At 69.9% G+C, this 12,374-nt stretch carries 12 protein-coding genes; 7 read left to right on the top strand and 5 right to left on the bottom strand.

The genetic code is table 11. The annotated features are described in order from the left end of the window. Positions 1–19: 19 nt before the first annotated feature. Both A3CQ_RS60835 and A3CQ_RS0117225 read right to left on the bottom strand, forming a co-directional pair. Entirely contained in the window at positions 20–205 is a 186-nt protein-coding gene (locus A3CQ_RS60835) for an IS3 family transposase (RefSeq protein ID WP_020512192.1), read from the bottom strand. Between the two features lie 259 nt (positions 206–464). After that, complete coding sequence (locus A3CQ_RS0117225) at positions 465–1,388, bottom strand: LysR family transcriptional regulator (protein ID WP_211216625.1); 924 nt, start codon at positions 1,386–1,388, stop codon at positions 465–467. A 153-nt stretch (positions 1,389–1,541) separates the two neighbouring features. Between A3CQ_RS0117225 and A3CQ_RS0117220 the strand changes: the two genes are divergently transcribed. The 4 genes from A3CQ_RS0117220 to A3CQ_RS0117205 are packed head-to-tail and all read left to right on the top strand — an operon-like array spanning position 1,542 to position 5,500. Beyond that, positions 1,542–2,186 (top strand): succinate dehydrogenase cytochrome b subunit, encoded by a 645-nt coding sequence (locus A3CQ_RS0117220; RefSeq protein WP_281171493.1) that lies wholly within the window; start codon positions 1,542–1,544, stop codon positions 2,184–2,186. A gap of 5 nt (positions 2,187–2,191) precedes the next feature. After that, positions 2,192–4,132 (top strand): fumarate reductase/succinate dehydrogenase flavoprotein subunit, encoded by a 1,941-nt coding sequence (locus A3CQ_RS0117215; protein WP_020512189.1) that lies wholly within the window; start codon positions 2,192–2,194, stop codon positions 4,130–4,132. After that, entirely contained in the window at positions 4,132–4,875 is a 744-nt protein-coding gene (locus A3CQ_RS0117210; RefSeq protein ID WP_026205793.1) for a succinate dehydrogenase/fumarate reductase iron-sulfur subunit, read from the top strand. The genes A3CQ_RS0117215 and A3CQ_RS0117210 overlap by 1 nt, the downstream gene beginning before the upstream one ends. Positions 4,876–4,933: 58 nt before the next feature. After that, entirely contained in the window at positions 4,934–5,500 is a 567-nt protein-coding gene (locus A3CQ_RS0117205; protein ID WP_020512187.1) for a cadmium resistance transporter, read from the top strand. On the opposite strand, the gene A3CQ_RS0117200 is transcribed toward A3CQ_RS0117205, so the two are convergent. Continuing rightward, positions 5,484–6,065 (bottom strand): TetR/AcrR family transcriptional regulator, encoded by a 582-nt coding sequence (locus A3CQ_RS0117200; RefSeq protein ID WP_026205792.1) that lies wholly within the window; start codon positions 6,063–6,065, stop codon positions 5,484–5,486. The genes A3CQ_RS0117205 and A3CQ_RS0117200 overlap by 17 nt on opposite strands. A gap of 35 nt (positions 6,066–6,100) precedes the next feature. On the opposite strand from A3CQ_RS0117200, the gene A3CQ_RS0117195 reads away from it, so the two are divergent. Then, complete coding sequence (locus A3CQ_RS0117195) at positions 6,101–7,504, top strand: FAD-dependent monooxygenase (protein WP_020512185.1); 1,404 nt, start codon at positions 6,101–6,103, stop codon at positions 7,502–7,504. Positions 7,505–7,523: 19 nt separating this feature from the next. On the opposite strand, the gene A3CQ_RS0117190 is transcribed toward A3CQ_RS0117195, so the two are convergent. Both A3CQ_RS0117190 and A3CQ_RS60830 read right to left on the bottom strand, forming a co-directional pair. Further along, positions 7,524–8,891, bottom strand: coding sequence for an FAD-binding protein (locus tag A3CQ_RS0117190; protein WP_211216623.1), 1,368 nt, complete (start codon positions 8,889–8,891; stop codon positions 7,524–7,526). A gap of 42 nt (positions 8,892–8,933) precedes the next feature. Then, on the bottom strand, positions 8,934–9,071 hold the full coding sequence (locus A3CQ_RS60830) for a hypothetical protein (protein WP_020512183.1): 138 nt from the start codon (positions 9,069–9,071) through the stop codon (positions 8,934–8,936). Between the two features lie 407 nt (positions 9,072–9,478). Here A3CQ_RS60830 and A3CQ_RS53175 point away from each other — a divergent pair, with 407 nt between their 5' ends. Beyond that, positions 9,479–11,677, top strand: coding sequence for an EAL domain-containing protein (locus A3CQ_RS53175; RefSeq protein ID WP_063713575.1), 2,199 nt, complete (start codon positions 9,479–9,481; stop codon positions 11,675–11,677). Positions 11,678–11,810: 133 nt separating this feature from the next. Further along, positions 11,811–12,341, top strand: coding sequence for a hypothetical protein (locus tag A3CQ_RS0117170; protein ID WP_051115270.1), 531 nt, complete (start codon positions 11,811–11,813; stop codon positions 12,339–12,341). The last annotated feature ends 33 nt before the right edge of the window (positions 12,342–12,374 follow it).

Genomic DNA, 12,374 nt, shown 5'->3' with positions numbered 1-12,374 from the left:
GGACGGTTCGGGGTGGTGGTCAGGCCGGGGTGTGGTGTTGTTCGTAGTCGATCGGGGACTGGCTGCCGAGCTCGGAGTGGCGTCGGCGGGGGTTGTACCAGGCTTCGATCCATTCGAAGATCACGTTGGCCAGTTCCTGCCGGGTGGCCCACATCTGGCGGTCGAGCAGCTCGAGCTGCATCGAGCCGAAGAACGACTCGATCATGCTGGTGTCGTAGCAGTCACCGATCGAGCCATCGAGGCGAGCAGCCCGGTGCTGCGCAGCCGGTGCCCGAACGCCCAGCTGGTGAACTGGCTGCCGTGATCGCTGCGGACCATGGTCTGCCCAGTGGTCGGCCGGCGTCGCGCGTTCACCAAACTCCGGCGGGTGTGGTGCGGGCATCCGAACTCCTCCCTCGGCGACCAGTGTCGCCTCAGCGATGGGTGTCCGGGAAACCGGGGGAAGCGCAGAGCAGGGCGCACGGCTAGAGCGGGCGCACGCCCGACGGCAGTTCCTCGGTCGCCACGTGGGCCAGCAACGTCGTACGCAAGGCCTCGGCGGCATGGGGAAGCACGGAGCGTTTGCGATGGGCCAAAGCTATGGTCCGGCGCATGCCGGGGGGCGCCAGCGGCGTCGCTCGCAGAAGCGGGCGGTTGGCCAGCACCATGCTCGGCACCAGCGCCACGCCCAGGCCCGCCTCGACGAAGGCGAGCACCGCGTCCATCTCGCCGCCCTCGACCGCGAACTTGGGCGTGAAGCCGGCCTGCCGGCAGGCCTCGAGGGTCACGCCGCGGATGTCGTAGCCGGCCCGGAACATCACCAGTGGGGTGTGCTCGAGCTCGGAGAGGGCGATCTGCGCGTACGAGGTGGGCGGCGGCCGGTCGAAGGCCGAGGCCACGACCAGGCTCTCGCGCAGCACGGGCATCGCGGTCAGCGCCGGGTCGACGCCCTCGTCCGGCTGCACGATCAGCGCGAGGTCGAGGGTGTGTGCGAGCAGGTTCTCGATGAGGTCCTGGGAGCTGCCCTCGTTCACGTACAGCTGGATGTCGGGGTGCTCGGCGCGGAACGTGCGCAGCACCTCGGGGACCAGCGACGAGCAGAGGCTCGGGGTGGCGCCCAGCCGCACGTCGCCGCGGCGCAGGCCGACGATGTCCTGCACGGCCTCGCGGGCGGCGTCGGCGTCGGCGACCATCCGCTGCGCAAGCGGCAGCAGCGTCTCGCCGGCCACGGTGAGCGCGACGGCCCCGCGGATGCGCTCGAACAAGGGCGCGCCGAGGCTCTGCTCGAGGGTGTGAATTTGTTTACTGAGTGTCGGCTGAGACACGTCCAAATTGTCCGCCGCTTGGGTGAAATGTCGTGTTTCCGCGACGGCCAGGAAGTATCGAAGCTGTTGCAACTGCATCTGGATAGCCTATCGCTATGGATACCTACCCCTTCATGCATTAGACGAATCGCATAGGGACTTCCTACCGTCAGATTCGTGGCGGTAGACACGAGAACTCCCAAAGTCGCGAAGGCAAAACCGGCCGCGACACCGGCGAAGCGGACCTCGTCCGTCGCGCTGAAGATCTTCATGGCGGTGACCGGCATCCTGCTGGTCCTGTTCCTGTACGCGCACATGATCGGCAACCTGAAGATCTTCTTCGGCGAGGGCACGTTCGACCACTACGCGCACTGGCTGCGCACGATCGGGACGCCCATCCTGCCGAACGAGTGGTACCTCTGGATCCAGCGCGGCGGCCTCACGATCGCAGTCGTCGGGCACGTCGTCGCGGCGACGATCCTCGCCCGGCGCGCCCGGCGGGCCCGCCCGGTCAAGTACGCGCACCGGCCCAAGGTGCAGGGCAGCTACGCCGCGCGCACGATGCGCTGGGGCGGCGTGATCATCCTGCTCTTCGTGATCTACCACATCCTCGACCTGACCACGCTCACGCTGAACCCGAAGGCCGAGTCCGGGCACCCGTACGCGAACGTCGTGGCCGACTTCGCCCCGGGCCGCTGGTACGTGACCCTCTTCTACACGCTGGCGATCGTGGCCATCGGCTTCCACCTGCGGCACGGCCTGTTCAGCGCCGTCCGCACGCTGGGCCAGCAGAAGCCGCGCGGCGAGGTGATCGCCCGCGCGACCGCCCTGGCCCTCTCCCTGATCTTGGTCATCGGCTACCTGAGCGTGCCGTTCGCGGTGCTCACCGGATTGGTGGACTGAGTAAAATGCCGGAATTCTGGAACGACGGCGACCCGATCGCCGACACCGCCGCCCCGGACGGCCCGATCGAGACCCGCTGGGAGCGCCGCAAGTTCTCGGCCAAGCTGGTCAACCCGGCCAACCGCCGCAAGCTGACCGTGATCGTGGTGGGCACCGGCCTGGCCGGCGGCTCGGCCGCGGCGACCCTGGCCGAGGCCGGTTACCACGTCAAGTCGTACTGCTACCAGGACAGCCCGCGCCGCGCGCACTCGATCGCGGCCCAGGGCGGCATCAACGCGGCCAAGAACTACCGCAACGACGGCGACTCGATCTACCGGCTGTTCTACGACACCGTGAAGGGCGGCGACTTCCGCGCCCGCGAGTCCAACGTCTACCGGCTCGCGACCGTGTCGGTGAACATCATCGACCAGTGCGTGGCGCAGGGCGTCCCGTTCGCCCGCGAGTACGGCGGCCTGCTCGACAACCGTTCGTTCGGCGGCACCCAGGTGTCCCGCACGTTCTACGCCCGGGGCCAGACGGGCCAGCAGCTGCTGCTCGGCGCGTACCAGGCGATGGAGCGGCAGATCGGCCTCGGCAACATCGAGATGAACGCCCGGCACGAGATGCTGGAGCTGATCGTCGTCGACGGCAAGGCCCGCGGCATCGTCGTACGCGACATGGTCACCGGCGAGATCACCACCGAGATGGCGGATGCCGTCGTGCTGGCCTCCGGCGGCTACGGCAACGTCTTCTTCCTCTCGACGAACGCCAAGGGCTGCAACGTCACGGCAAGCTGGCGGGCACACCGCAAGGGCGCGCTGTTCGGCAACCCCTGCTACACGCAGATCCACCCGACCTGCATCCCCGAGTCGGGCACGCACCAGTCGAAGCTCACGCTGATGAGCGAGTCGCTGCGCAACGACGGCCGGGTCTGGGTGCCCAAGGCCCGCGAGGACAAGCGAGCCCCCGGCGACATCCCCGAGGCCGAGCGCGACTACTACCTCGAGCGCATCTACCCGTCCTTCGGCAACCTGGTCCCCCGCGACATCGCCTCGCGCGCGGCCAAGAACGTCTGCGACGAGGGCCGCGGCGTCGGCCCCGGCGGCCTGGGTGTCTACCTCGACTTCGCGGACGCGATCGGCCGGCTGGGCAAGACGGCCGTCGAGGCCAAGTACGGCAACCTCTTCGAGATGTACCAGCGGATCACCGGCGAGGACCCGTACGAGACGCCGATGCGCATCTATCCCGCGGTGCACTACACGATGGGCGGGCTCTGGGTCGACTACGACCTGCAGTCGACGATCCCCGGCCTGTTCGTGGTGGGCGAGGCCAACTTCTCGGACCACGGCGCCAACCGGCTCGGCGCGTCCGCGCTGATGCAGGGCCTGGGCGACGGGTATTTCGTGCTTCCGACGACGCTCGGCAACTACCTGGCCGCCGGGCCGTTCGCACCAATTCCCCAAGATCACGAAGAAGTGCAGAAAGCCCGCAAAACGGTCGAAGAACGCATATCCACGCTGCTGAAGGTCGACGGCGACCGCACCGTCGACTCCTTCCACCGCGAGCTCGGCCACATCATGTGGGAGTACTGCGGCATGGAGCGCACCGAGGAGGGCCTGACCAAGGCGATCGGCCTGATCCGCTCGCTCAAGGAGGAGTTCTGGCAGCGGGTCAAGGTGCCCGGCACCGGCGAGCAGCTCAACCAGAACCTGGAGAAGGCCGGCCGGGTCGCCGACTTCTTCGAGCTCGCCGAGCTGATGTGCATCGACGCCCTCCACCGCCGGGAGTCCTGCGGCGGCCACTTCCGCGCCGAGTCGCAGACCCCCGACGGCGAGGCGCTGCGCCACGACGACGAGTTCAGCTACGTCGCGGCCTGGGAGTACGCCGGAGACAGCGGCAAGCCGACTCTGCACAAGGAACAGCTCGAGTTCGAGTACGTCCACCCCAGCACCCGGAGCTACAAGTAATGGACATCCAGGTACGCGTGTGGCGCCAGTCCTCCAGCGAGGACAAGGGCCGCATGGTCACGTACGACGTGAAGGACATCTCCCCCGACGCCTCCTTCCTGGAGATGCTCGACGTCCTGAACGAGAAGCTGATCCTCGACGGGGATGACCCGATCGCGTTCGACCACGACTGCCGCGAGGGTATCTGCGGCATGTGCAGCATGGTCATCGACGGCGTGGCGCACGGCCCGGAGCGGGCCACCACGACCTGTCAGCTGCACATGCGGCACTTCAAGGACGGCGACGTGATCGACGTCGAGCCGTGGCGGGCCGCCGCCTTCCCGGTCATCAAGGACCTGGTGGTCGACCGCACCGCGTTCGACAAGATCATTCAGGCGGGCGGGTACATCACCGCCCCGACCGGCGCAGCGCCCGAGGCGCACTCCACCCCGGTGCCCAAGAAGGATGCCGACCTGGCGTTCGAGGCGGCCACCTGCATCGGCTGCGGCGCGTGCGTGGCGGCCTGCCCGAACGGCTCGGCGATGCTGTTCACCGCGGCCAAGGTCGCCCACCTGGGCCTCATGCCGCAGGGCCAGCCCGAGCGCGACACCCGCGTGATCGACATGCTGCAGGCGCAGGACGACGCCGGCTTCGGCGGCTGCACCAACGCCGGCGAGTGCACCACGGTCTGCCCCAAGGGCATTCCGCTGACCCTGATCGGCCGCCTCAACAGCGACTACCGCAAGGCGCTGCGCAACCGCTGATCCCGCCGGGACCGACCGGGCACAACGGCGTGCCCGGTCTCCGGCAGGATGAGATCGCATGGGCACCATCCTGGCCGCGGCCGGCATCTTCGTCGGCACCGACATCGACGACCTGATCGTCCTGACCGTGTTGTTCCTCGCGGCGCGGGCGGCCCATCGCCCGGTCTGGAAGATCTGGGCCGGGCAGTACCTCGGCATCGCCGTCCTGGTCGGCGTCTCGCTGCTGGCCGCGCTCGGCCTCACCCTGGTGCCCGACCGGTACGTTCCGCTGCTCGGCCTGGTGCCGCTCGGCCTCGGCATCTGGGGCCTGATCAGGGCGTTCCGCGGCGGCGAGGAGGACGAGCCGCCGATCGGCGCGCAGGGCATCCTCCCGGTCGCGGGCATCACCATCGCGAACGGCGCCGACAACATCGCCGTCTACACACCCATATTTCGTACGATGTCCGGGGCGGATATCGCCGTGCTGCTCGTCGTGTTCGCGTTGCTGACCGCGGGCTGGTGCGCGCTGGCCTCCTGGCTCGGCTCGCACAAGCGGGTGATCGCCGTGGTCGAGCGGTACGGCCACTGGCTCGTCCCGCTGGTCTTCATCGGGATCGGCCTGGTCATCCTCACCGGGGCGCTCTGATCCCCCCGTACAGGAAAGAAGTCAGGGTTTCGATCGCCTCGTCGTCGGGGAGCTTGTCGATCCAGGTGTCGGCGAAAGCGCTGACCACGGAGCTGAAGATCGTCGCGAGCACGAGGGGGTTGGCCGACGGCGCCGCCTTGGCCATGTGGCCGGCGATGTGCGCGAGGTCCGGTTCCATCATCTCGCGCTGCACCCGGTCGAACTCGGGGTCGACGATGGCGGCCTGACGCAGCGCCTCCATGACCGTGCGGTGCCGGCGGTAGACCTGCCAGAACTGCTCGATGTGCCAGCGGATCGCCGAGCGGTCGGAGAAGTCGTCGGAGTGCCCGGCGGCGAGCGCGCCCTCGTCCCCCTCGGCCAGCAGGTCGGCCAGCAGCGCCTGCAGCAGCTGCTCCTTGCTCGCGAAGTGCTGATAGAACGAGCCGGTCGCGCGCCCGGCCTCGGCCGTGATGTCTGTGATCTTGGCATTGAGGTAGCCGACCCGCGCGAACACCCGGACCGCCGCCGCCTTGAGCTCCACCTCGGTCTGCGCCGCACGCTGCTTGCGCACACCCGTTCCCGCCATTGACGCAGGATATCAACTCGTCCTACAGTGAATCCATGTTCACTGAATCAGAATTCATCCTCATCGTCGGCGCCGGGCCCACCGGGCTCACCCTCGCCGGCGAGCTGCAGCGGCGGGCCGTGCCGTTCCGCATCGTCGAGCGCTCGACCGAGCCGTTCACCGGGTCGCGGGGCAAGGGGCTTCAGCCGCGCACCCAGGAGGTGCTCGACGACCTCGGGCTCCTCGACCGGTTCCGGGCGGCCGGCTCGGACTACCCCGAGCTGCTCATCCACCTGCCGGGCGGCCAGGAGATGCGGCGGCGGATGGACCCGCTGCACGAGGCGACGCCCCAGGTTCCGTACCCGAATATGTTGATGGTTCCGCAGTGGCGCACCTGCGCCCTGCTCGCCGAGGGCGTGCCGGTCGAGCTCGGCGTCGGGGTCACCGATCTCGAGCAGCTCGAGCGCGGCGTGCGGGTCACCCTGAGCACGAGCGAGGTCGTCGTCGCCCGCTACGTGGTGGGAGCGGACGGCGGGCAGAGCACGGTCCGCAAGCTTCTCGGCGTCCCGTTCGAGGGCGAGACCCACGAGACCGAGCGGATGGTCATCGCCGACGTGCGGCTGACCGGGCTCGACCGCGACAACTGGCACATCTGGCCCGGCGACGACGCCACCTCGTTCCGCCTCGGGCTCTGCCCACTCCCCGGCACCGAGGACTTCCAGCTCACCGCGCCGCCGTCCGATCTGTCCGTCGAGGAGCTGGTCGCGTCGGTCGACCCGTCGATCAAGGTCACGCACGTGGGGTGGACGTCGCATTTCCGGGCCAACATCCGGATGGTGTCGCGCTACCGGGTCGGCGACGTCTTCCTGGCCGGCGACGCGGCGCACGTGCACTCGCCGGCCGGCGGGCAGGGCCTCAACACCGGCATCCAGGATGCCTACAACCTGGGCTGGAAGCTTGCGGTGGGCGAGGACGAGCTTCTTGACACGTACGAGTCGGAGCGGCTCCCGATCGCCGCCGGTGTGCTCGGGATCAGCACTCGCCTGCACCGGGCCCATGTCGACGGCGACGAGGATGCGATGTCCCGCACCGACCCGGTGCTGCGGCAGCTGTCGCTGAGCTACCGGGGCGGGCCGCTCGCGGCCGAGCATCGCGCGGCGCCGGGACGGGTGCGGGCTGGGGACCGCGCGCCCGACTCCCCCTGCGGCGACACCACGATCTTCGACCTGCTGCGGGGGCCGCACGCGACACTGCTGGCCTTCTCCTGGTCCGGCGACCTGCCGGCGGCCTCCGAGAAGTTGGCGGTCCACCGCATCTCCGACGAGGCCGCGCTGGCCGCTTACGACATCTCGTCGCCGACCCTCGTTCTGGTCCGGCCGGACAACTACCTCGGTTGCGCCACCACCGACTCGTCCGGAATTTCGGCATACATGCCGAGGGTGCTGGGTCAAGATCGATGATCGCCGGCCTGTCTTGGTTTCAGTCCTGATCGCGGGTTGCCGCGACATCACCGGCGAACAGGCCGGTCGGGTCGACGGCGCGGCGTACGCGCTCCACCCGGGCCCGGGTGTCGTCGTCGTGCGTTCGCTGGGGTCGCTCGAAGTCGTCGACGAAGTTGGGTGCCGTGAAGCCGGTCAGGGACGGTTCGAGGGCCGACCGCACGGCCTTGAGGTCCCGCGTGGTCTCCTCACCGGCCGGGCCGACCCCGTAGTAGTGCAGCGGCGCTGCGAAACGGTCGAGTGCACCGCCGTTCGCCGGTGTGTCGGCGAACCCGCCGCCGAGCTGGCGCAGTTCGAGCGCGAGCAGGTTCGGCCCGGCGTCCAGGATCCGCGCCCAGTCGGCTTCGCCGATCTCGTGGATCAGTGCGGAGTCCGAGTAGGAGGCCACCGGTTGCGGCGGGTCGAGGTGGATGAGGGGCAGGGCCTGCGGAGCGGCCTCCGCCCACGTGTTGGCCACGGGCTGGGCGAGCGCGGTCAGCGGGGACAACATCTCATCGACGATGCGCCGTGCGGCCGGCAGGTCCGGCTCGGTCGGTGCGATGACGGCGCCGTCCAGGGCGAGCACGCGCTTGCCGGCCAGGTACGGCGGGAGGAAAGGCAGAGGCGGCAGCGACAGCGCGCGCAAGCTGGTGGTGATCTCCGGTGGGGCGGTTCGTGCCCATGCCTGCCAGACCGGCGCCAGCCGGGCGGCGTCGGCGGCATTCCAGACGGCCATGCCGGTGACGATGCGGCGCATGGGGATCAGGTCGATCTCCGCCGCCACGACGACGCCGAACCCGCCGCCCCCACCGCGCAACGCCCAGAACAGTTCCGGGCGGTGGGCGGCGCTCACCTCGACGACCTGTCCGTCGGCCAGCACGACGGTGAGGGAGCGCACGGAGTTGGCGGCCAGCCCGAAGCGGCGGCCGTAGAAGCTCAGGCCGCCGCCGAGCAGGTAGCCGATGACGCCGACGGTGGACGACGAGCCGTGGAGGGCGGTGAGTCCGTACCGGGTCGTCTCGGGCAGGACGTCGCCCCAGGTTTTCCCGGCGGGCACGCGAGCGGTCCGGGCGTCCGGGTCGACGCGGACGGGCGCGTCGAGCAGTGGCCGCACCAGCAGGGAATCGGTCAGCGGGCCGGTCCGGCCTATCGCGTGGCCGGTGGTGGTCAGCCGTAGCGGCCGGCCGGACCGGCGTGCGGCAGCGACGGCGCGGACGACGTCGTCGACCGAGCGGGCCGTGAACGCCCCGGCCGGGTCGACCGGGGCCGCGAGCTGGAAGGAGGCGCCGGCCTCCGCGTACTCGGGAGTTCCGGGCGGCCTGAACGGGGTGATGTCGGTGCCGATCATCGGAGCTTCGTCGTGAGACATCGAGGATTCTCCTGTCTTGGATGTGGATCGGGCAGCTGATGGTCAGGCTGTCGGCGCGACGATGACGGTCCTGCCGTGTAGTTCGCCCGCGGCGGCCTGGGCGTGCACCGCCGACAGCTCGACGTCCTCGTAACGCAGGACGCTCAGGTCGCGGTACTCGTGGAAACGCCCTGCCTTCATCGCAAGCCCTCTCTCTTCGCTCGCCAAGTGCTTCGTATTCGAAGCATTTGCCGACCATAGCACGCTTCGAATTCGAAGCAACTAACGCACGGTGTGAGCCGGCGCAGGGCCAGCCGGATCGCCGCTTTTACCCGTGGATGCAAGGCGACGGCAACCTGGTCCTCTACGACTCATCTACGACGCGACCGGACCGCTCATCCGATCGTGCTGAACGACGGCAACCTGGTGCTCCACAGCGACAAGACCGGCCTCTCGATCGGGGACACGCACACCCGCCGCCGGTGACGAAGCCGTAACGTGACGAAGGCGGCGCTGATCATCGATTTGATCGGCGCCGCCGACTCGCTATCATCGCTTGGCGCATTCGACAGCTCTCACTACCGAGAGCTTGATCCCGGGGACTATCCGTGACAGACAAGCGCTATGCGGTGGTTGTCGGTGTCGACGACTCCGGCATCGGCGCGACCCTGCCCGCCTTGCGCTACGCGGTCCGCGATGCGGAGGCCGTCCACGACCTCCTCTGCGACCCCTCCGTCGGCACGTACGACCTCGCCGACGTCGAGCTTTTCGCCGGCCCCTTCACCAGCGCCGCCGCGATCAAGACGGCACTGCGCCGCATCGCGCTGCACTCCGACCCGTCCGACTCGCTGCTGGTCTACTTCGCCGGTCAGACGCTGACCCCGGCCTGGAGCCTCGGCACCGACGTCTACCTGGTCACCCCCGACCTCGACGAGGCCGCGCTCAGCGACGACCCCGACGCCGGCCTGCGGCTGTCCTACCTCAAGCAGGACGTGCTCGAACTGTTCGCCGGCTCGGCCACGCTGATCCTCGACTGCTGCCGCTCCGGCAGCCTGCGCGCGACGCCCGGCCGGCACGTCGACCTGATCAACGTCGCGGGCCGCGAGGAGGTCCGCTACTGCGCGCTCACCGCGTGCGCCCGCGACGGCGCGGCCCGGGAGGACCCGTCGTATGGGCACGGCGTGCTCACCCACCACCTGCTGCAGGCGCTGCGCGGCGGCCTGGTGACGTTCGAGGCACTCAGCGGCTACGTCCTCGCGCAGGGCCTCGACCCGCAGCCGAGCGTGGCCATGCCGGCCTGGGCCGCGACCATGCCGCTGGTCCGGTACTCCCCCGCGCTGCCGCCGGCCGAGCCGCCGCCACCGCCGCCCGACCCGGTCGTGGTCCTCCCCCTGGAGAACCCGATCGACCGGCACGCCACCGCGATCGCCGGCTTCATCGACCGCCTGTCCCGCGCGGCCCGCGAGCCCCGGCTCTCCGGCGCGATGCTGCGGGCCGACCGGGTGCACTACCTGCGGTCCGCGACCGGCGCCGAGTCGGTGGCCCTGCTGGAGTACACCCCGACCGGGATCACCGCGATCGACGCGACCTCCCGCTTCGACCAGAGCCGGGTGCAGAGCCTGCTGCACTTCGCCGACGACCCGGTCCGCCCGCCGAGCCTCGAGTGGTTCGGCCGGATCGCCCGCGACAGCCACCGTACGGTCCTGTGCGTGCCGGTCAGCCGCAGCGACGACACCGTCCTGCTGCTGGCTGTGGTCAACCCGCCGCCGGCCCTGGTCGCGATCGGCCAGCCGATGGCAAAGGTGATCGAGACCATCTGGCGCACCGACTTCGCCGCCTCCCCCGCCGAGGCCGAGATCCAGGTGCTCACCGCGCTGCGCGAGACCTTCGGCCGGCTGCCCAACCAGCTCTACGAGCGCTGCTTCCGCCTCTACCGCGAGGTTCTCGAGTCGTTCCGCATCGTCTTCCAGCCGGTCATCACGATCGGCCCGGCCGTGGCGAACGTCGGTGTGCACAGCTACGAGGCCCTGGCCCGCCGCTCGCTCGACGAGCCGCGCGCGCCCGTCGCCATGCTGCAGATCGCCCGCACCTGGGGCGACCGCTTCGTCATCGAGCGCGACAAGGTCATCCTCCGCACCGCGCTGCGCTCCTACGCCGAGGCCCACGCCGAGGGCCCGTGGGACGAGCCCAAGCCGGTCTCGGTAAACGTCTCGGTGCGCGCCCTGCTCAGCGACTCCTACATCGAGACGCTCCGCGAGACCATCGCCGAGGTGGGCCTGACCCCCAGCGCCATCACGCTGGAGATCTCCGAACAGGACCCGATCGAGCCCCGCGACGGCGAGCAGTGGCCGGACGAGCCGCACGCGTACTTCCACAAGCGCCTGGCCTCGATCTCCCGCGAGGTGGGGGTCGCCTTCGCCGTGGACGACTTCGGCACGGGTTACGCCTCGTTGTCGCGGATGGCCGAGCTGCCGCTCACCCAGATCAAGGTGGACCGCGCGATCCTCCACCATCCCCAGGCGCTGCAGGAGCTCTCGCTGGTCGTCGCGGTCGCACGCGACTCCGGGCACACCCCCCGCGTGGTGATCGTCGAGGGCGTGGACGACGAGTCGCCCCTGAGCCTGCGCCAGATCTTCGAGCGCCGCATCAAGCACGTCCAGGGCTACATCACCCGCGAGCCGGCCGCCCCTCGCCTGCGCCGCCTGCGCCCCGAGGCCCGCAAGGAGATCGCCGCCCGAGTCCGCGGCGACGACGGCCGCCCCACCGTCCTCAGCGACAAGGGCTTCCCGCTTCAGCGCGGCGCTTAATTCCTTTCCCGTACGAGGTCAGCACGAGTACCGGCATTCCACGTGGGGCGCCGTCGCTGGTCACCCTCCTTGCATCGGTTCCGGGCTGTCCTGCATTGTCAATCCCCCGTTGACAACGGGTATGGTTCAGCTCATGGCCGATGACACCGACGCCGCTGGTGCCGCCGATGCTGATGCCGTCGGTGAGTCACCGCTGAGCGGGCTGCGGACGATCCCCGCGCGGCGGGCGCGGTTGGATGCCGCCGAGCTCGCGCTGATCGACCAGGCCCGCCGGGCGGGCGCCACCTGGGTGGAGATCGCCGAGGCACTGGGCCTGGGCAGCCGACAGGCCGCCGAGCAGCGACGATTGCGCCTGGCGTCGGCGATCGACCCGATCACCCCCGACCCCGGCTACGGCCCGGAGATCGCGGTGCTGCGCAAGGCGGCCATCGATCTCCACCGCCGCGTGGGCGCGGACCGCCGCTGGGACCACCGTTTCACCCGCGCCGCGCTGGTGCGCCAGACCCTCGCCGCCGTGCCCGAGGCGACCGTCTCCGCCCTATATGCGCTGGTAGCCGAGGTAGTCGACGACCTCTCGCGGGCCGGCGCCCCGCTACCGACCCCCACCCGCGCCGCCGTTTCCCGTCTCGCCGCCGCCCTGGAGTCCGCCACGCCCCAGCCTTGACAGCTTGCCACTCAACTCTTGAGGATGAGCCTC

The sequence above is a fragment of the Paractinoplanes globisporus DSM 43857 genome (assembly GCF_000379645.1).
GTDB classification, from domain to species: Bacteria; Actinomycetota; Actinomycetes; order Mycobacteriales; family Micromonosporaceae; genus Actinoplanes; species Actinoplanes globisporus.
The sequence above is the reverse complement of the archived record's forward strand: the minus strand, read 5'-3'. Positions and strand labels throughout refer to the sequence as shown.